Here is an 18,386-nt window from a genome sequence, read left to right as displayed (position 1 = left end):
CCCTCGAACCACCCATCATTCCACTATAACCGATTTGGCGTCCGCGTGGTTCCCCTTCCCCCAGCCGGCCCCCAACCGGCACCCAGCCGGAGGGCGTCTCGTCCGTGAGACCGGCGGTCAATGGCGGAAGAGTCGTCGCCCGGTGAACACCATCGCCATGTCGTGCTCGTCGGCCGCCGCGATGACTTCCTCGTCGCGTCTCGACCCTCCGGGCTGGACGATCGCCGTCACCCCCGCCTCCGCCGCCGCATCGACGCCGTCGCGGAAGGGGAAGAACGCGTCCGAGGACAGTACCGCGCCCGCCACGTCCAGCCCCTGCGCCCGGGCTTTCCGGATCGACAGTTCCACCGAGTCGACCCGGCTCATCTGCCCCGCGCCGATTCCGACCGACGCCCCGTCGCGGGCGAGGAGGATCGCGTTCGACTTCACGCTCTGTATGGCGGACCAGGCGAACGCGAGGTCGTCCCACTCCGCGTCCGCCGGCGCCCGCTCCGTCGGCACCCGCGCCTCGCGGTCCACATCACGCGCCGGGCGCGGGGCCGTCTGGACCAGCACGCCCCCCCGCACGCCGCGGATCTCGACCCCGTTCCGGAGGTGGCCGGCCGCGTCGAGGGCCGCTCCCCCCTCCGGTTCGAGGATCCTGAGGTTCTGCTTCTCCCGCAGGACGCCAAGCGCGCCATCCGAGTATCCGGGCGCGACGACGCATTCCACGAAGTTCCGGGACAGGGCTTCGGCAAGCGTCCGGGTGACCGGCTCCGTGAACGCGAGGACCGATCCGAAGGCCGAGACGGGGTCGCACGCGAGCGCTTTCTCGTAGGCTTCGAGGGAGGTCGTCCCGATGGCCAGTCCGCACGGAGTCGAGTGCTTGAGGATCGCGCACGCGGGGCGTTCGCGGGCGACGAAGGGCGCGATCGCGGTGAGGGCGCCGTCGACGTCGAGGATGTTGTTGAACGAAAGCGCCTTCCCGTGGAGCTGGCGGAGCGCCGGGATCCCGCGCGGCGGGCCTGATCCGTTCCGGAAGAACGCCGCACCCTGATCCGGGTTCTCCCCGTAGCGCAGCGTCTGCACGCGGACGAGCGACGCGACGGCTTCATCCGGGAATGCGAACACCGAGCCGTCGGCGGACTCCGCACTCGACAGGTAGTCCGTGATCGTCACGTCGTAGCTCGCGGTGTGGCGGAACACCGCCGCGGCGAGTTCGCGCCGCAAGTCCGGCTCTCGGGCGGAATCCCCCGTATCGAGCGCGGCGAGCACCCGCTCGTAATCGGCCGGATCGCACACCGGCCAGACCGAGGGGTGGTTCTTCGCCGCGGCCCGGAGGAGCGTAGGGCCCCCGATGTCGATCTGCTCCAGCGCCTCCCCGAGTTGCACGCCTTCTCGCGCGATCGTCTCCCGGAAGGGGTACAGGTTCACGACCACGAGGTCGATCGTCGCGATCCCGTGGGCCGTCAACTGGGCCACATCCGCGGCCACGGGCCGGCGCGCGAGGATGCCGGCATGCACCGTCGGGTGCAGCGTCTTCACCCGCCCCTCGAGCATTTCCGGGTGGCCGGTGAGTTCACTCACGCCGCGGACCTCGAGCCCCGCTTCGCGCAGGGTCTTCATCGTCCCGCCCGTCGACACGATGCCCCAGCCGCGCGCGATCAGCCCGGCACAGAACTCGGCGATGCCCGTCTTGTCCGAAACGCTCGCGAGCGCGATCGGCTTCCCCACTCAGCCCTCCCGGTTGAAGAACCTCTCCGACTCGAACCATTCCCGAGACCAGCGCACCCGGCCATCCGCGGCCAGGCGGACCGTCCCCGACGCCAGCGCCTCGACCGCCGCCGGGAGCAGCCGGTGCTCCACCTTCAGTACCCGGGCCGCGACGGACGCCGGAGGATCACCCTCCAGCACCGGTACGGGCCACTGGCAGAGGATCGGACCCCGGTCGTATGCCTCATCGACGAAGTGGACCGTCGCTCCGGTGACGCGGGCGCCGGCGTCCACGACGGCCCGGTGGACGCGGGCGCCGTACATGCCCCTGCCCCCGAAGGACGGCAGCAGCGCCGGATGGATGTTGAGGATCCGTCCCCAGTGGGCCCGCACGACCCCCTCCGGGACGAGCTTCATGTAGCCGGCAAGGACGACGATGTCGCTCCGCCAGCCGGCCAGCGTCCGGAGCAGGAACGTCGCGTCCGCTTCGTCGCTCCGCGCCGCCGGCACCACGGCCGACGCCACCCCCGCGCGGCGCGCCCGCTCGAGCACTCCCGCGCCCTCCCGACTCGCGATGACGCCGACCACCTCGCGGTCGGGCGCCTCCGCCCGCTGGAAGCGGTCGACGAGCGCCTGGAAGTTGCTCCCGCCCCCGGACGCGAGGACCGCGATGCGGACGACGTCAGCCACCGTCTCCTCCCGATGTGCGCACGAGCGCCCGCCGGAGGACATCGGCGGCCCGGGCCGCGTCTCCGCCCGGAAGGGTGCGCACGTCGACCATGAAGGCCGCGCGCTCGATGCGGCCGATGAGCGGGGGGGCGCCCGCCCGACACGCCGCGGCGAGCCGGTCGACGTCCACTCCGGTGACGATCCAGCCCGCCGACGGGATCGCGAAGCCGGGGAAGGCGCCGCCGCCGACCATGGCCTCGGTCCGGGCGATGTTCACCCGGGCGCCGCTGCCGGCCGGGGCCTCGAACCGGACCGCCGCGGCCCGCGCCTCCACCGCCTCGACCGGTTCGCGAAGCATCCGGAGGGCCGGGATGCGCCGGGCCGCGAGATCCGGATCGCGGTAGAGCATGAGCGTGGCCTCAAGCGCGGCCAGCGTCGTCTTGTCCACGCGAAAGGCCCGCAGGAGCGGGTTTCCGCGAAGCCGCGAGACCAGCAGCGGATCGCCCGCGATGATCCCGGCCTGCGGCCCGCCGAGCAGTTTGTCCCCGCTCCACGTCGCGAGATCGACGCCGGCCGCGAGAGATCCCCGCACGGTTGGGCCGGGCGGGAAACCGGGAAGCAGGTCGGCGTCGAGCAGCCCCGACCCAAGGTCGTGCGCGAGCGGGATCCCGCGACCCCTCGCGAGGGCGGCGAGCGTCTCGAGAGGAGGCCGGGCGGCAAACCCCTCCACCCGGTAGTTCGAGGGGTGGACCCGGAGGATGAGGCCGGTGCCTTCGCCGATCGCCGCCTCGTAATCGGCCACGCGCGTTCGGTTCGTCGTGCCGACTTCCCGCAGCCGGCCGCCGCTTCGGGCCACGACATCGGGAATCCGGAAGGACCCCCCGATCTCGACGAGTTCGCCCCGGGACACGAGCACTTCCCGATCGCGCGCCAGTTCATTCACGACGAGGGCCACGGCCGCCGCGTTGTTGTTCGCGACGATGGCCGCGCCCGCCCCCGTCAGCTCGCACAGCAGGTCGGCGCAGTGGTCGTAGCGCGAGCCGCGCCGCCCCGTGTCGAGCGCGAATTCGACGTTGCCGTAGCCCGCGGCCTCGGCCTGCGCGCGGCGGGCCTCCTCGGCGAGCGGGGCGCGACCGAGGTTCGTGTGAAGGACGACGCCCGTCCCGTTCAGCGCCGATTGCAGCGAGGGTCGCGCCCGCGCCGCCAGATCACCCTCCGCCGCACCGAGGATCTCGGCCAGCCGGTCCCGCCCCCCCCCGGACGCCGAGCGTGCACCGTCCAGCGCCCGTCGCAGTGCGGCCTTTACGGTCTCGCGGCCATAGCGGTCGATCCAGGCCCCGACCTCGGGTCGCTTGAGGAGGGAGTCCATGGACGGGAGCCGGCGCCGCGGATCGCTCATGCGCGGCGTCTCCCGACCCGCCGGTCACGCGCCGTCTCCGGCACGTTCCCGTCCGGCGGGTTCCCCCTGACGGTGTCCGGCGGCGCCCCCAGCGTGTCGGGTGGCAGCCCCAGGGTGTCCGGCGGCAGCCCCAGCGTGTCCGGCGGCACGCCCCGCGTGTCTGGGGGCACACTCAGCGTGTCCGGGGGGGCACCCAGCGTGTCCGGCGGCGCGCCCAGCGTGTCCGGCGGCGCGCCCAGCGTGTCCGGCGGCAGCCCCAGCGTGTCGGGTGGCAGCCCCAGCGTGTCCGGCGGCACACCCAGCGTGTCCGGGGGCAGGTCCAGCGTGTCCGGCGGCACACCCAGCGTGTCCGGCGCCGCGGCGGCGGGATCGACCGCCGCCCCGAGCGTATCTCCCGCGGCCAGTTCCGCCGGCACCTCCGTCGAGTCGGCGCCCGTCGGCGTCGAGTCGGCGGGCGGCGGGAGCGGCTCGGCCACGAAAGACGTGTCCCCGCCCCCCACGAGCCGGCGAACATTCACCACGCCCGACACCGATACCAGGTACGTGGCGGAATCGAGCGCCGCCGCCAGCCGCACGGTGATGAACCGCGACGGGAGTATCGGCTCCTCCTCCGTCGAGTCGGCCACGGCCGCCGCGGAGTCCCCCGCAGGCGGTTCGACCGCGGCAGAGTCCGCCACCGCCGCGGAATCCGCCACCGCCGCGGAATCCGCCACCGCCGTGGAATCCTCGCCCGCGACCGAGTCCAGAGCCGCGCTGTCCAACGGGAAGGCGACCGCATCAGCCGAGCCTACCACGGCCTCCACGACTTCGAGATCCACGCCCGCGGCCGAGTCGCGGATCGCGATCACGGGCTCCCCCGGCTGGGGGTTGAGGAGGTAATCGTCGAACTCGAGCTGAACGATCTCGCTGCCGGCGACCACGGCGCGCGCGAGGAGCGGCGGCGTGGTATCCGGCGGCAGGACGACGAAGTGGAGTTCCCGCAACGAATCCGGGCTCGCCGTCACCAGAGCGCTGTCGTGATTCTCGATCTCACGATCCGGGACGAGATTCCGGTTCCGGTCGATGAACCCGAACGCCTCGTACTCTCCCGGCGGCAACCCCCTCGCGACGAACTCTCCCACGCTGTCGGTGACGGCCCCGTACGGGATCGAGTCCGGCTCCGCCCAGAATATCACGCGCCCCTCCTGTTGAGGCTGCCCCGTCAGCCCGTCGATGATCGAGCCGCGGACGCGCGCCTCCGGGATCGCGGATCCGGTGGAGAAGCAGAACTCGGCCACGCCCTCCATCCGGTTGCGCAGCAGATCCGCGATTCCATCGGCCGGGATCGAATAGCAGTAGCTGACGCTGTCCCTCCAGCCGTCCTCGGGCCTGAGGCGAAGGTCGGAGAAACCGGTCTCCACCTCGTAGACCTCCATCGGCGAGACGAACATCTGCCGCGCGATGTCGTTCGGGATTCGGACGGGCTCATCGAAACGGAACTCCAGTCGCCCATCGAAATCGACCACGACCGAGTCGGGCGCCGGGCGGATTCGCAGGATGACGGGGGGCACTTCATCGGGGTGCGTACCGGGCGGGGGCATCTCCCGCGCGCAACCGAGCAGGATCACCCCCGCCAGGATCCCGGCCGGAGCCCGGCCGTCGACCGCCAGAGTCACGCAGCCGCGCACCACCCGACCCCGGACCCCGCGAGGCGCCCTCCCCGCCGCCGGGCCCGCACCCGGCCCCTCCACGGATCGCCTTCGCCGGGTGGGGGTCACACCGGCGACCCCAGTGATCGGAGCTTTTCTTCGAGTCGTGCCCGTTGTTCATTCAGCGAGACGAGTTTCTCCCGCTCCCGCGCGATGACCTCCGGCGGCGCGTGGTCGAGGAAACCCCGGTTTTCGAGTTTCCTTCGGCTTCCCGCGAGGAGTTTGACCGCGCGCTCCATCTCCTTCCCGATACGCCGGCGTTCCGCCTCGACATCGATCACGCCCTCGAGAGGGATGAAGAGTTCCCCGCCCGCCGGGAGCACCGCATGCGCCCCCACCTCCGTTGCGACCCCTCCCTCTCCGGTCGCGACGCGGCCGCGCCGAATGGAGGACAGACCCGCGAGGCGCGAGGCGCTCCCCTCCTCCTCGGCCAGCGCCCGTTCGAGCCCGGGCGACGGATCCGTCAGTCGGACGGGCACCCGCGCGCCCTGCGCGATGCCGTACTCCGCACGCAGCATCCGGATCGCGCCGATGAATTCCTGCAGCGCCTCGATGGCCGCGTCCGCCTCCGGGTCGCACCAGTCGTCGGGATAGTCCGGCCATGGTCCGGTCACGAGCGAACCCGCGGCCCCGGCGTCCGGGAGGCGATCGGCGATCGCCTCCGTCACGAAGGGTACGATGGGGTGCAGGAGGGAAAGCCAGCCACGCAGGACGAGCGTCAGCGTGCGCCCCGCCTCCCGGGCCGCCTCTCCTCCCTCGGCCAGTCGGCGCTTCGAGAGTTCCAGATACCAGTCGCAGAAGTCGCCCCATACGAACGCGTGGCCGGTCTCCGCGGCCTCGTGGAGTCGGAAGTTCTCGTACGAGGCGTCCATGTCCCGTGCGAGTCCGGCCAGCCGACTCCGGATCCAGCGGTCCGCCAGCGCGCCCGCGGGCGGGTCTTCCGGTGAGACGTCGGCCCGGGCGTGCGGCAACGCGAAGCGGGCCGCGTTCCACATCTTGTTCGCGAAGTTGCGTCCGGGGCGGAACGCCGCCTCGAGATTCTCGTAGTCCAGCTGGATGTCGGTGCCGAGCGGCGAACCTCGAACCAGGGTGAAGCGCATAGCATCCGCACCATATGCATCAACGACTTCCAGTGGATCGATACCGTTACCCAACGACTTCGACATCCGGCGTCCGAGGTGGTCCCGTACCGTCCCGTTGAGGAGGACATCGGAGAAGGGCAGCCCGTCCATGAACTCGAACCCCGCCATGATCATGCGGGCGACCCAGAAGAAGAGGATCTCGGGCGCCGTGACGAGCGTCGCCGTCGGATAGAACGCCTCGAGATCGTCCGTTCCCTCCGGCCAGCCGAGCGTCGAGAAGGGCCACAGCCAGGAGCTGAACCAGGTGTCGAGCACGTCCTCGTCCTGCCGGAGTTCGCCTGCGCAGGCGGGGCAGGCGTCCGGGTCTTCCGTCGTGACGACCGTCTCGCCGCAGCCGGGAGCCTCGCAGTACCACACGGGGATTCGGTGCCCCCACCACAACTGCCGGCTGATGCACCAGTCGCGGATGTTCTCCATCCAGTTCTGGTACACCCGGCCGTAGCGCTCGGGGTGGAAGCGGAGTTCGCCGCTCTTGTACGCCGCGAGCCCCGGTTCCGCGAGGGGCTTCATGCGGACGAACCACTGCAGGCTCAGGCGCGGCTCCACGACGGTGTCGCACCGGTAGCAGCGGCCGACGGAATGCGCGTGGTCCTCCACTCCGACGAGCCAGCCCCCCGACTCGAGGTCCGCCACGACACGGTCGCGCGCCTCGAAGCGGTCGAGCCCCCTGTACGCCTCCGGCACGGCGTCGTTCATGGCGCCCCCATCGGTCATCACGTCGAGAGCTTCGAAGCCGTGACGTCGTCCGATCTCGAAATCGTTCGGGTCGTGTGCGGGTGTCACCTTCACTACGCCGGAGCCGAAGGCGGGGTCCACGTGCAGGTCGGCCACGATCCGCAGGCGGCGCCCGACGAGCGGCAGTTCCGCCTCCTCTCCGACGAGATCGCGATACCGCTCGTCGTCCGGCGACACGGCGAGCCCCGTGTCGCCGAGCATCGTCTCCGGCCGCGTCGTCGCGACGTCCACGTGCCCGCCGGCGACGAGGGGGTATCTGATGCGGAAGAGCCTGCCGTCCAGGTCGCGGTGCTCCGCTTCCTCGTTGGAGAGCGCCGTGCGGCAGCGCGGACACCAGTTGATGATGTAGCGGCCCCGGTAGATCAGATCCTTCTCGTACAGCCGCACGAAGACCTCGCGCACCGCGTTGGAGAGCCCTTCGTCGAGCGTGAACCGTGTCCGTTCCCAGTCGCACGAGCAGCCGATGGTGCGCAGCTGATCGATGATCCGCCCGCCGTACTCCTCCACCCATTCCCACACTCGGTCCACGAAGGCCTCGCGACCGAGATCGAAGCGGGTGAGCCCGCGCTGGCCCAGTTGGCGCTCGACCACGTTCTGAGTGGCGATCCCCGCGTGGTCCGTCCCGGGTACCCAGAGGACATCGAACCCCTGCATCCGTCGCCGCCGGATGATCACGTCCTGCAGCGTGTTGTTGAGTCCGTGTCCCATGTGTAGCGCCGCCGTGACGTTGGGCGGCGGGATCACGATCACATAGGGCCGCTCGGCCTCCTCGGCCGGGACGTGGAAGAGGCCGTCCTCGACCCAGCGGTCGTACATCGGCCCCTCGAGCCCGGCAGGATCGTAGCGGGAAGAGAGTGCGGTCGGTATCGGAGAGTCACCCAAGGGGCGGCTCCTCACTGGGGTTGCGGATCGTCGAGAGAACGTCGGAACGGCGGGGGCTCAGTCTAACGGGGGTTGGCCGGGTGCGGAACCGGGCCCATGCCCGCGGCCGCTCCCCACCGCCGGCCGCGTTCACGGAGGTCCGCGGACCCTGAGCGTGTCGCCGCGGCGGCGGCGCAGCTCCTCCTCGGTCCGTTCCCGCATGCGGGCCCGCGCCTCCTCCGCCGCGGCCTCCACGTCGGCCCGCAGGTCCTGGAGCTGGATCGCGGTCAGATCCCGGATCGCCTGTTCGAACGCGCGTCGCTGCGGACCAGTGGGGGCAAAGCCGATCGGAATCGGGATCGTGACGTCGCCGAGATGGATCCCCTGCGGAGAGATCCCCCAGCGCTCGCCGTCACGCTCGAACGTCCAATCCCGCGCCCGCCGCTCCAGGTCAGCATCGAGTGCCATGCTATCGAGCCAGTCGCGCAGGATCGCGCGCACCGCGCTGTCGGCCCGCGCGAACCGCACAAGCCGCTCTCCGATCAGGCGCGGCGATCTCGGATCGAACCAGAGGCGCGCGTCGCTGAAGCGGAGCGTGAGACGCGAGGCGTTCGTCGCCCGCTCCCCTTGCGGCCCCTCGAACGGGCGGCCGGGCAGGAAGAGGGTGGGAACGCCCGGAAGCGGATCCCGCTCCTCCGCCTCCTCGACCGCCTCCTCGGGTTCTTCCGGTTCGGGCTCCCGATCCGGCGTCGCCTCCTCCGGGGGAGGGACCGGCTCCGGCCGGGGATCCTCCGGCGCGGGCGTAAGTTCGGCGGGCGCGATCTCGACGACGATGAGCGCGTCGGGGGCCGGCACGGTCTCAACCGGAGGGAGGGTGAGCGCGAGCGGATCCACCCGCACGCCACCCGCCAGGAGGACGAACAACAGGTGGAGGAGGATCGACGCGCCGAACCCGGCCGCGAACGTCCGGCGCTGCCGCCGGTCGCGCTCGCGCCGCCGGCGCGTCACGCCGGGGGCGCCGGGGGCGCCGTTCATGTGATCAGCTTCTTCTTCTTCGCCGCCGGGAAGAGGACGTTGTTCAGGATCAGCCGATAGCCGGCGGAGTGCCGGTGGAGGTCGAGATCCGTCGGGGCGTCCCCGATCAGGTGCCGCGGATCCTCCGGATCGTGTCCTCCCAGATACGTGAACGTGCCTTCCCCGAGGTTTCCGTGCAGGTACTTGACCCGTCCCCTCGCCTCTTCCTCGGCGAGCACCGTGACGCCCGGCTGGAGACGCTCCTCCCGGAAGGTGGTCGTGAGACCGTAGAAATCGGGCAGTACGCGCCGGTGGTTCTGCGTGAGCATGGCGGGCACGGGATCGAACTTGGCGCTGAACTCGAACAGCGAGAAGCTCCCGAGATCGACGCGCCAGGGAGTGTTCACCTGATGGCCGTCGATGTCGCTGAAGGCGCTCAGCGTGGGGTCCGTGACGAGCACGGCGTCGCGGAAGGCCAGCGTGCCGTCCCAGCGAAGCTTGTCGCTCGCCGCCGCGTCCGGAGGCGACCCGTCGGCGAACGAGGCCGCGATGTCGGTTCCCGCGGCCGCGAGCGCGAGTTCGAGCGTCTCCGTCGCCGTGCACATGGCGAAGAGGAAGCCGCCCCCCTCGACGTATTCCCGGAGGCGGGCGGCGACCGCCTTCTTCAGCGCGGGCACGTTCGGAAAGCCGAGTTCGCGCGCGATCGTCTCGTTACGCGTGACCTCCTCCTGCAACCATGCCGACGAGGCGTACGTGAGGTAGAACTTCGAGTACTGCCCGGTGAAATCCTCGTGGTGCAGGTGAAGCCAGTCGTAGTTCTCGAGTTCCTCGGACAGCACCTCCCGGTCCCAGATCTGCTCGTAGGGGATTTGCGCGTATTCGAGCGCCATCGTGACGGCGTCGTCCCAGGGTGAGCTGTTCGGGGGTGTGTAGACGGCGATGAGCGGCGCCTTCTCCAGGGGTACGGTCTCCATGTTCCGGGTCTCGATCTCGCGGCGGATCCTCGCCACATCCGCACCGCCGAGCGTCTCCACGGTGACGCCCATGAGGGCCGCCTTCCGGCGGTTGGCGGGGATATCCGACACGAGGAAGGACCCCGCCCGATAGTTGAGGAGCCACTCGGCGGACTGGCCTTCCGAGAGGATGCCGAACGCATACCCGTACGCCTTGAGATGGTTCTCCTGCTCCCGGTCCATCGGGACGAGGAGTTGCCCCGCAATGTCCGGCGGCGCCGCGAGGAGGAGCAGGCCGGCCAGCCAGACGCGCCACGGGAGGCTCCGCAGCCGGGGCCCGCGTGCGGAACCGGTCCACCGGAGGGGGGTCAGGGGCATCAGAGGCCTCCACCGAGTTCGGTCAACAGCCGTCGCGCGACCGGCGCCAGCGCACTTCGGGGATACTCCACGATGAGATGTTCGAGCCATACGACAGCCTCGGCCCCAAGGGCCGCGCGCGCGAGGTCGAGGAGCGCCGCGGGGGCTTCGGGGCTCCCGGGGTGACGCTCGACGATCCGCCGGCGCAGCCCGTCCGCAATTTCCGCGCGCCCGGCCGCCGCCGCCGCGTCGGCCAGGAAGGTGAGGGCCGCGGACCGGCCTTCCGACGCGGTCGCGCCCGCCAGCTCCCGGAGGGCCGGCCCGGGATCGAATGCCTCCGGCGCGCCGAGGAGCCCGAGAGCGGCGGCCCCGACGATGCGCGTTTCGGCCGAGTCCGCCGTCTGCACGAGCGTGAGCAGCGTGAGGCGGCGCGTCCGTTCGGCCGCATCGATTCCCGAGTCGCGCACGCTGCGCCTCGCCCGCTCGCGGGCCGAATCGCGACGCCCGGCGTAGAGCGACAACCGGGTCGCCGCGGCGTCGAGCGGCCCGGTCCAGGCGACGCGCAGCCGCTCACGCGCTTCGGCGAGGACGGCCTCCCCGGCCGCCAGATCCCCCGCGCGCGCGTGGCCGATGGCAAGCTCGCCCCGCATCGCGGCCTCGGCCGCCGCCGAGTCCGGGTACTGCCGCAGGTACCGGGCGAGCACGTCGGTCGCTTCGCCGAGCGATGCGGGGTCCCCGGAGAGGAGGCCGAAGAGCCGGCGCGAAGCGGCCTGATGCGGGGCGTCACCCGGCGCGCTTTCCCGCGTCAGCGTTTCGAGGGCCCGCCGCGCCGAACCCGAGTCGCCCGCCGCCAGCGCCTGCTCCGCGGCCAGGGCCCGCCAGCGGAACTGGTCCGCCGGACGGGGGCTGAGTCCGGCCAGGAGCCCCGCCGCCCAGGCGACCTCGCTCGAGAGCCCGGCCGCTTCGGCTTCCCGCGCGTACTCCCGCAGGAACGCCGCGTCTTCGGCCTCGCCTGCCCCGCGCCCGCCCTCGGCCAGTTCGCGCGCCGCCGCGGCTCGACCCACGCGGAGGGCGACGATGGCCCCCGCGCGCGCCGCGTCGTCCGTGCGGCCTCCGAGCTCGCCACGCAGCCGGTCGAAGTAGGCCACCCCGGCCTCGCCCGCCGCCCGGAGGCCCCGCTCCACGTCGTCGGTGGCTGGCGGATCCAGCGCGAGCAGTCCGGCCCACGCCGCCGCGAGCCGTTCGGCATCGCCCATGACGAGGAGGAGGTCGGCGAGACGGCCGAGCACCTCCCCGGGAGGCGCCGCCGCATCGCCGAGGGTGCGCACCGCGGCGGCGGAATCGCCGGCCGTGAGTTGCACATCCGCGCGGGCGAGCCGGGCCCCCGCGGCCTGCGGCGCCCGCTCGAGCCAGCGGCCCGTCACCGCGAGCGCGGAGTCGAGCAGGCCCGCCCCGGTCAACGCACGGGCCCACCAGAACCGCGCCACCTCGTCGTCCGGCGCCGCGGTGACCGCGGCTTCCGCGTAGGTCACGAGGTCCCTCGCCTCCCCCGCCTCGAGCGCGATTTCGCCCAGCAGCGCGAGGGCGGCCGGCGAGGCCGGGACCCGGTCCAGGTGTTCGCGCAGCGCCGCCGCAGCCTCGGCGGGCCGCCCCGCATCCCGGAGCCTCTCGGCGCGGGCCACCGTCCGCTGCTCGGACGCCGCGGCCGCCTGCGCGGCGAGTGCGGTTCCGCTCGCCGCCGGGCCCGCCGAGAAAGCCAGAAAAGCCACGCCCGCGCGGACGCCGAAACTCCGCAGGGTCCCGCCGGTCACGTCACGGATCCCGTCGCGCTCCGCCGTCCGCCGGCGGAACGCGGTTCAGCCGGTCGAAATACTCGAAGATCAGCGAGCGGTAGAAGAGCGGCAGCTCCCGCAGAAGCGCCTCGGCCGGGAGCGGGAAGCGCCGCCCCCGCAGCAACTCGGGATCGATCGGCGGGGGCGCCCGCGGCTCCGCCGTCGCCTCCCTCGATTCTCTCTGGTTCGGGTCGAGGTCCTCGTCCTCGAGCGACCGGCCCGCGTCCAGCATGCGCCGGAAGAGCTCCCGCTGGCGATCGAGCGTCTCCTGCGACGGCCCCTGCAGTTCGAGCTCGCGGGAGAGTTCCGCCGCCTCTTCCGCCAGCTCTTCGGGGCGCCCCAGCAGGTCGCCTTCCGGGTCTTCCAGCTGTCCGAGTTCTTCGGCGATCTCCTCCTGGCGGCGCGCCACCTCCTCCCGGCGGCGCTCTTCCCCCGCCGGACGGGGACCGGGCACGAGGAGCGAACTCGTCTGCTGCGTCACCGACTGCTGTTGCTGGGCGAGCTGGTTCATCTGCTCGGCCGCGTCCTGCCCCGCCGACTGCTGTTGCGCCGCCCGCGCCGCCTCTTCGCTCGCGAGCAGGTGTCGAGCAAGCTCGTTCAGCGACTCCTGGATCGCCTCGGCCTCGGCGCGCGCCGGCAGACGTCGCGCGCCGTCTTCAGCCAGCCGCTCCAGCAGTTCATCCATCAGTTCGGCCGCCTCGCCCGCCGCCGCCCCGGTGCGCTGGTCGAGCATGGCGGCCTCGTTCCCGGCCTCGGAGAGCCGCTCGACGAGGTTCTCGAGCCCCTGACGGACCGCGTTCTGCTGCCCCCGCCAGGATTCGGGATCGGCCGTGTCCTCCCCGCGCGTCGCCTCGGACAGACGGCCCTCCTCCTCGGCCAGCCCGAGCGCCTCGCTGCGGGCGCGGGCCAGCGATTCCACCGCAGCCTCTCCCTGCTCGCCGCTCATCTCCTGCTGCGAAGATCCGAGCGCCCCGGCCGCCTGCTCGAGCGCTTCGGCGGCCTCTTCCGCCGCCTGCCGCTCAGCTTCGCCGACCTCGCTCCGGCCGCCATCGCGGGCCTCCGCCGACTGGTTCTGCGCTTCGGCCATCTTCCCGAGCGCTTCCTCCGTCCGTTCCCCGGCGGCACGGGCCGAGTCGGCGGCGGCCTCCCGTTCGGCCGCGGAAAGCTCCTGCTCCAGCTCCTGCAGACGCTCCGCCAGCGCCTCCGCCTGCTCGGCCAGCGCCTCCTGTTCCCGCTGGAACGCCTCGGCGTCGGTCTCCTGGGCCACTTCCCTCTGTTCGCGGGCCAGGTCGTCCGCATTCGCCTGCGCGGACTTCATCGCCTGCTCGAGCGCGGCCTGTTCCAGCATGCCCAGCGTCTGGTCCACCTGTTCGCGGAGGGCCTCGTAGTCGTCGGCCAGCTGTTCGAGCGCCTCCCGTACTGCCTCCGGGTCGAGGTCACGCAGCGCTTCGGCGAGGGCTTCGATCTGGTCGTCGAGCCCGCTCTCGGTCAGTTCCTCGTACCGTTCCGCCAGCCGCTGCAGCTGCTCCTGCAGCGCGGGGTCCGAGAGCGGCGAGGCCTCCAACTCCTCTCGCAACGACTCGAGGTCCTCCGAAAACTCCCCGAGTTCCTCCTCCGAGCGCCGGGCCTCGTCGAGCACGCTTCGCGCCTCCTCCGTGGCCTCGAAGCGGACGTCCTCGCTGTCGTCGCCGGCGGCGTCCGTCTGGCGGGCCGCATCCGCGGCGGCCTCCGCCAGCGCCTCCATGGCTTCCTCCAGCTCCTGCGCGGCGTCGGACAGCGCCTCCGTCTGTTCGGCACGCTCGTCCCGCATCTCCGTGAAGGTCGGTACGCGCAGCAGGAAGGTGTCAGACACCGCCGGGCCCCGCCGCGGATGTCCGTCGAAGGCCTCGAACCGATAGAAGAGGGTGTCCCCCGGGAGGAAGGATTCCGCACTCCGGTCGAGCAGATGGCGGAAGACCGATCGTTGGGCGCCGGCCGGTTCCGGGGATAGCGGCTCCCGCCGTTCCGCGACCTCTTCGCCCAACCCCGAACGCCAACTTCCGAGGAACGCCCGCTGGAGCCCGATGTCGTCCTCGATGTCGACGATGATCGGCATCACCCGTTCGTAGCCCAGCGTCGTGTCGGGAGCGGGGTAGAGAAGGTGGATCCGCGGCTGGAGGTCCGGGACGAGGAGCACCCGGATCGGGTCCGGGACGATCTGCTCCCCGAGCGAAGAGGAGGCCCGCATCTCCCACGCCCAGGCACCCGTCCGCTCCGGCACCCATGAGGCCGCGAAGCGGGGTCCCGACACGTCGAGGGGGATCCGCGGGCCCTCCTCCTCTTCATTCCCGGCGGCGGGCTGCCAGAGGAGGGCGCCTCCGTCGAGCGGGAGGTTCGCTTCTCCGCTCAGCCGCAACCGCGTCCCCTCGGGAACCACGAGCGGCGGGACCTGGCCCCGGTACGTCTCCGAACCGCGGCCCAGATAGACCGGATACTCGAGGCTGACCTGGAGGTCCTGCACGAGGAGCGGCTCCAGCGGCCGGACGTGCAGGGTGTCGCGCGACGGACCGTCGTCGTCCTCGACCCACACCGTCACGGGCGATACGACGGGGTCGGTGCGGCCCTCGGCCGAACCCGCCGCGGAAACCTCGAGCACCCGCCGCTCGAGCGCCCGGCCGGCGGCGCGCCACACCAGGGTGACGCGGTCCCGCCCCACGGCCGAGATGACGACGGTCGCGGGTTCGCCGCGCGGTACCCCCGCCGCGCCGTCCAGGCCGAGCGGCGGCAGCGGAGCCGGAAAGGCTGTCCGCCAGGGCGCACCCAGCGCGAGGGCGGCGGAGAGCGTCGGCTGCGGCCGCAGGAGCCCGGCCAGCGAGAGCGCGACGAGCGTGACCGCCACGGCGAGGCCCGACCGGCGCGCTCGCCGACTCCAGCCCGGCCCCGTCACCGGGAGCAGCCGCCGGGGCGCGACGCGCCCCAGCGCCCCGGACACGCGGACGCGGTGGAGCGCCGCGAGCCCGCTCCCGCCCCGCCGCACCGAGCCCTCCAGTTCGAGCGCCACGCGCACGTCGCCCGCCCCCAGGCCGGCCGCCGCATCGGCCTCCTCCGCGACCTCGCGCGGGTAGAGCGCGAGCCATGCTCTGCGGCCCAGCCAGGCAAGCGCCGCCACGCCGGCCCACAGCACGAGCGCGAGCGCGAGCGGAACCAGGGACCCGCGACCCTCGCGCACCGAGGCAGGCAACATGGACAGCACGAGGACCAGTGACCCGACCAGCGTGATCGCGGCGGCGGCGGCGGCCGCGACCGCGCGCGCCCGTGCCGCCAGACACACGGCGGCCAGCCGTTCAAAGCCGAATCCGTCAGTCATCCGAGGGCGTCCCTTCGACCCGCAAGCTCACGCGATAGGCCTCGTTCCGGCTCAACCCGCATTCCGCGGCCAGGCGGTCGGCGATCTCGCGCCGACGCAGACCTGCGCGCGACAAATGTCGCGCCTGTTCCATGATGACCGCCAGATCGGGCCCTTCGTTGCCCGCCGGCGCACCGGCGAAGACCAGCGTCACCTCACCCCTGGCGGTCCGGCTTGCCCAGTCCGCCGCCAGTTCCGCCACCGAACCGACGGTGATTTCCTCGTGGAGCTTCGTCATTTCGCGGCATACGACCGCGTGCCGCTCCGACAGGCCGGCGCGCGACAGTTCCGCCAGGAGGGCGCCGACCCGCCCGGGCGCCTCGAAGACGACCGCGGTGTCGGGGCACGCGCGGAGGTCGTCGATCCACGCGGCGCGCGCTCTGCCCCGCCGCGGGGCGAAGCCGAGAAACAGGAAGCGGTCCGCCGGCATACCGGAGACGGACAAGGCCGCCAGAATGGCAGATGGGCCCGGGATGGGGCACACGTGGTACCCCGCCTCGCGTACCGCGGCGAGCGCGCGTCGCCCCGGGTCCGACACGGTCGGCGTCCCCGCGTCCGAGACGAGGGCAACGGACCGGCCGGCCTCCAGATGTGTGAGGAGTTCGTCCACGCGGGAGCGCTCGTTGTGCCGGTGGAGCGACCGGAGGGGAACGTCGGCCTCCAGCCGCGCGAGCAGGGTACCGGTACGCCGCGTGTCCTCGGCGTAGCACACGTCGGCCGCGCGCAGGATGTGCGCCGCCCGACCCGGCATGTCGTCCAGGTTGCCGATCGGCGTCCCTACCACATAAAGGGTTCCCGTCACGACGCGCGTTCCTCGCTTCCCGTTCACCGCCCGACGCGCCCGCGCCCCCCGGAGCCAGGCCCGGCCGCGGGGGGCGCGAGGTCTCCTCTGTGCGGCGAGCAGCCGGTCTCGGCCGGCGGCGGCAAGACGACGACTGCTAGGCGTGCTCGAGAATCTTGTTCTCGAGTGAGGTCCGCGGGTGCGCACCCACCATCGTATCCACGACCTCCCCACCCTTGAAGAAGAGGATGCTCGGAATCGAGCGGACGTTGAAACGGAACGCAGTCTGCGGGTTCGCGTCGACGTCGAGCTTCCCGATCTTGACGCGACCCGCGTACTCCCGCGCCAGCTCGTCGACGACCGGCCCGACGAGACGGCAGGGTCCGCACCACTCCGCCCAGAAATCCACCATAGAGAGCCCCTCGGCCGCTTCGATCTCGTCCGCGAAGTTCGCGTCCGTGATTTCGACGGGTCCGCCATTCCCTGCGTCAGTCATTCAGATCTCCCCCCGGCATCCGGGTCCGTGTATTCGTTTCGTCCATTCCGTGCCCCCCTGACCGCCTCCGCCCCGGCACCACGGCCTCGCTGGCTCCGGTTCCGTCTCGCGGGTACGTTCCCGGACGCTCGCCCCGACCCGGGTTCGGCGGCCCGAGTCCTCGACCTCGGTACCAGGCGATACAAGGAGGGGTTCCCGGCCGCGTGAACGACCGCAATGAGTCTCCGGAAGCGACCATAATCGACCACGTCGGAATCGCGGTCAACTCGCTCCGCGAGGCCGCCGCGCGGTGGTCCGCCATCCTGGGTGAACCTCCCGCCGGAGAGGAGACCGTCCCTTCCGAAGGTATCCGCGCCGCCTTCTTCGGCGAGGGGCCGGGCCGGGTCGAACTCCTCGCGCCGCTCACGCGCGAGTCGCCCATCGCCCACTTCCTCGAACGACGCGGCCCCGGCATCCACCATCTGTGCGTGCGGGTCGTGGATCTCGAGGCCGCCGTCGCGCGGGCCGAGCGCTCCGGAGCCGAGGTGATTCCGCCGCGCGTCCGGACCGGCGCCGGCGGGGCCCGCATCGCCTTCCTGCACCCGCGCTCGCTCGGCGGCGTCCTCCTGGAGATGCGGGAGGATCCCGCGGCCGGGTGACCCGGGATCGAGGGCGAGCCGCCGCGGAAGCCGGGACGGGAGGACACGCCGGGCCGGAATACTCCGTCATCGTCCCGACCCTGGACGAAGAAGCGCAACTCGAAGAAACGCTCCAGCGGGCGAAGTGCGCGCTCGGGCCGGACACCGAGTTCATCATTGTCGACGGCGGCAGCCGGGACCGGACGCGGGCAATCGCCGGGCGCTACGGGAAGGTCCTGATCGCCTCGCGCGGCCGGGGCGTTCAGCTCGCGGCCGGGGCGCGGGAGGCGACGGGAAGGGTCCTCGTGTTCCTGCACGCGGACACGTGGCTCCCGGAGGGAAGCGCGGCGGCGTTGCGGGAGTCCGTGCTGGCCGGCGCGGGCGCGGGGTGCTTCCGGTTCGCACTGCACCCGCGGGCACGCGAGGTGCGCTACCGAGTGCTCGAGTGGGGCGTGAACTGGCGCACCCGGCGCTTCCGGACCGCGACGGGAGACCAGACGATCTTCGCCTCGCGCGCCGCGTACGACGCGTGCGGCGGCATCCCCGCCCTTCCCCTCTTCGAGGACGTGGCGTTCGTCCGGGCCGTGCGCCGCGTCACCCGGTTCGAGCCGCTCACCGAGGCGGCCCGCACGTCGAGGAGGCGCTGGGAAGGCGCCTTCCTGCGCACAATCGTGCGGCACTGGGTGCTCCGGGCGACGTTCGCGGCGGGCGTGAACCCGCGCCGCCTGAGCCGCTATCACGAGCGCCGGGCCCCGCCGTAGACGG

Annotated in this window: 13 protein-coding genes; 2 read left to right on the top strand and 11 right to left on the bottom strand. The window is 72.3% G+C overall.

Going from position 1 to position 18,386, the window contains the following annotated elements:
- Nucleotides 1-117: 117 nt before the first annotated feature.
- The 11 genes from purH to trxA form a co-directional block, all read right to left on the bottom strand.
- Nucleotides 118-1,713 (bottom strand): bifunctional phosphoribosylaminoimidazolecarboxamide formyltransferase/IMP cyclohydrolase, encoded by a 1,596-nt coding sequence (purH, locus tag ACOOHF_RS13890; RefSeq protein WP_419935425.1) that lies wholly within the window; start codon nt 1,711-1,713, stop codon nt 118-120.
- A complete protein-coding gene (gene purN / locus ACOOHF_RS13885) occupies nt 1,714-2,382 on the bottom strand; it encodes a phosphoribosylglycinamide formyltransferase (RefSeq protein ID WP_420462139.1) in 669 nt (222 codons plus the stop codon).
- Complete coding sequence (gene selA, locus ACOOHF_RS13880; RefSeq protein ID WP_419935423.1) at nt 2,375-3,760, bottom strand: L-seryl-tRNA(Sec) selenium transferase; 1,386 nt, start codon at nt 3,758-3,760, stop codon at nt 2,375-2,377. Before selA ends, purN begins: the two co-directional genes overlap by 8 nt.
- Nucleotides 3,757-5,415: an Ig-like domain-containing protein gene (locus ACOOHF_RS13875; RefSeq protein WP_420462138.1), complete on the bottom strand. Its 1,659-nt coding sequence runs from the start codon at nt 5,413-5,415 to the stop codon at nt 3,757-3,759. The genes selA and ACOOHF_RS13875 overlap by 4 nt, the downstream gene beginning before the upstream one ends.
- Nucleotides 5,416-5,513: 98 nt before the next feature.
- On the bottom strand, nt 5,514-8,207 hold the full coding sequence (locus tag ACOOHF_RS13870) for a valine--tRNA ligase (protein ID WP_420462137.1): 2,694 nt from the start codon (nt 8,205-8,207) through the stop codon (nt 5,514-5,516).
- A 129-nt stretch (nt 8,208-8,336) separates the two neighbouring features.
- Nucleotides 8,337-9,221 carry a hypothetical protein gene (locus tag ACOOHF_RS13865; protein WP_420462136.1) on the bottom strand — a complete coding sequence of 295 codons (885 nt, stop codon included), beginning with the start codon at nt 9,219-9,221 and terminating at the stop codon, nt 8,337-8,339.
- Entirely contained in the window at nt 9,218-10,531 is a 1,314-nt protein-coding gene (locus ACOOHF_RS13860; RefSeq protein WP_420462135.1) for an asparagine synthetase B, read from the bottom strand. Before ACOOHF_RS13860 ends, ACOOHF_RS13865 begins: the two co-directional genes overlap by 4 nt.
- A complete protein-coding gene (locus tag ACOOHF_RS13855) occupies nt 10,531-12,321 on the bottom strand; it encodes a hypothetical protein (RefSeq protein WP_420462134.1) in 1,791 nt (596 codons plus the stop codon). Before ACOOHF_RS13855 ends, ACOOHF_RS13860 begins: the two co-directional genes overlap by 1 nt.
- Before the next feature lies 1 nt (nt 12,322).
- Entirely contained in the window at nt 12,323-15,688 is a 3,366-nt protein-coding gene (locus tag ACOOHF_RS13850; protein WP_420462133.1) for a hypothetical protein, read from the bottom strand.
- Nucleotides 15,681-16,529 carry a 16S rRNA (cytidine(1402)-2'-O)-methyltransferase gene (gene rsmI / locus ACOOHF_RS13845; protein WP_420462132.1) on the bottom strand — a complete coding sequence of 283 codons (849 nt, stop codon included), beginning with the start codon at nt 16,527-16,529 and terminating at the stop codon, nt 15,681-15,683. Before rsmI ends, ACOOHF_RS13850 begins: the two co-directional genes overlap by 8 nt.
- Nucleotides 16,530-16,665: 136 nt before the next feature.
- Complete coding sequence (gene trxA / locus ACOOHF_RS13840) at nt 16,666-17,004, bottom strand: thioredoxin (RefSeq protein WP_419935415.1); 339 nt, start codon at nt 17,002-17,004, stop codon at nt 16,666-16,668.
- 203 nt (nt 17,005-17,207) lie between these two features.
- Here trxA and mce point away from each other — a divergent pair, with 203 nt between their 5' ends.
- A complete protein-coding gene (mce, locus tag ACOOHF_RS13835; protein WP_420462131.1) occupies nt 17,208-17,642 on the top strand; it encodes a methylmalonyl-CoA epimerase in 435 nt (144 codons plus the stop codon).
- Nucleotides 17,639-18,382 carry a TIGR04283 family arsenosugar biosynthesis glycosyltransferase gene (locus ACOOHF_RS13830; RefSeq protein WP_419935413.1) on the top strand — a complete coding sequence of 248 codons (744 nt, stop codon included), beginning with the start codon at nt 17,639-17,641 and terminating at the stop codon, nt 18,380-18,382. The genes mce and ACOOHF_RS13830 overlap by 4 nt, the downstream gene beginning before the upstream one ends.
- The last annotated feature ends 4 nt before the right edge of the window (nt 18,383-18,386 follow it).

Source organism: Candidatus Palauibacter sp., from assembly GCF_965216145.1.
Classification (GTDB): Bacteria; Gemmatimonadota; Gemmatimonadetes; order Palauibacterales; family Palauibacteraceae; genus Palauibacter.
The sequence above is the reverse complement of the archived record's forward strand: the minus strand, read 5'-3'. Positions and strand labels throughout refer to the sequence as shown.

Bases quoted from the DNA above. Each gene is read 5' to 3' on its own strand.
- ACOOHF_RS13865 (WP_420462136.1), bottom strand. From the start codon at position 9,221: ATGAACGGCGCCCCCGGCGCCCCCGGCGTGACGCGCCGGCGGCGCGAG.
- ACOOHF_RS13860 (WP_420462135.1), bottom strand. From the start codon at position 10,531: ATGCCCCTGACCCCCCTCCGGTGGACCGGTTCCGCACGCGGGCCCCGG.
- trxA (WP_419935415.1), bottom strand. From the start codon at position 17,004: ATGACTGACGCAGGGAATGGCGGACCCGTCGAAATCACGGACGCGAAC.
- ACOOHF_RS13850 (WP_420462133.1), bottom strand. From the start codon at position 15,688: ATGACTGACGGATTCGGCTTTGAACGGCTGGCCGCCGTGTGTCTGGCG.
- selA (WP_419935423.1), bottom strand. From the start codon at position 3,760: ATGAGCGATCCGCGGCGCCGGCTCCCGTCCATGGACTCCCTCCTCAAG.